The sequence below is a fragment of the Actinoallomurus acaciae genome, from assembly GCF_042429965.1.
Taxonomy (GTDB): domain Bacteria; phylum Actinomycetota; class Actinomycetes; order Streptosporangiales; family Streptosporangiaceae; genus Actinoallomurus; species Actinoallomurus acaciae.
Window position 1 is genome coordinate 1 of record NZ_JBHLZP010001275.1, and the last position, 595, is coordinate 595.

Annotated in this window: 1 protein-coding gene; it reads left to right on the top strand. The window is 46.2% G+C overall.

Translation table 11 applies throughout. The features are described 5' to 3' along the window. On the top strand, positions 1-392 hold a 392-nt coding region (locus ACFFNX_RS52055; RefSeq protein WP_378213902.1), incomplete at its 5' end, for a cytochrome P450. Positions 393-595: the final 203 nt, after the last annotated feature.

Consider the following 595-nt stretch of genomic DNA (forward strand, 5'->3'; position numbering starts at 1 on the left):
GCAGCCAAGACTACAATCTTGGGAAACCGAACAAAGATGCCACCGAAGACTACATTATGCGTAAAGGCGAAGGTCTAATCATCCCGGTATGGGCGTTCCACCGGGACCCCAAGTACTTCCCAAACCCGGAAAAATTTGACCCCGAAAGGTTCTCTGAAGACAACAGGCATGACATCAACCCTTACGCTTATATGCCCTTCGGAGCCGGACCTAGGAACTGTATCGGTTCAAGGTTTGCCCTCTGCGAAGTGAAAGCGACTCTATACCAATTATTGCGCCAGTTCGAAATTTCCCCTTCTGAGAAGACGGTCCTTCCCATCCAGATGTGTGAGAAGTCTGTCAACATCAAGATGAAGGGCGGCCATTGGTTCAGGCTACGAGCTAGGAAATAGATTCAGTACCTAATTCATTGTTAAAACTAAACTAAACTTAAAGCGTCCGACCGATTTCAGCCATGGCGGCCGATCTCAATTGAGATTAAACAAGTGCGCAGGACATATTATAGTGCAAAAGTGTACGTGTGGCAGCAAGCATTTTATTTGTTCGAATATGTAACTATGTTGTCTTTATGTCGTGGCCATTTGGCCAGCGATTT